Raw genomic sequence first — 353 nt, 5'->3', positions numbered from 1 at the left:
ATGTCGCATTTGTTCATGAATACGATGATGTAAGGTACACCTACTTGGCGAGCCAACAGGATGTGTTCGCGAGTTTGAGGCATAGGACCGTCAGCTGCGGAACATACCAAGATCGCGCCGTCCATTTGTGCAGCACCGGTAATCATGTTTTTAACGTAGTCGGCGTGGCCCGGGCAGTCTACGTGCGCGTAGTGACGGGTTTCAGTTTCGTATTCTACGTGTGAGGTATTAATGGTAATACCACGAGCTTTTTCTTCAGGAGCGTTGTCGATTTGGTCGTAAGCTTTTGCAGCACCACCGAATTTTTTAGCCAAAATAGTAGTCAAAGCAGCAGTCAGAGTGGTTTTACCATG

Annotated in this window: 1 protein-coding gene; it reads right to left on the bottom strand. The window is 47.9% G+C overall.

Features of this window, described 5'->3' with window-relative positions; genetic code table 11:
- A partial coding sequence (locus ACTHSP_RS23000; RefSeq protein ID WP_440347127.1) for a GTP-binding protein occupies window positions 1-353 on the bottom strand: 353 nt, incomplete at both ends.

The organism is Neisseria sp. P0001.S005 (assembly GCF_051963715.1).
This window is presented reverse-complemented; position numbering and strand designations above follow the sequence as displayed.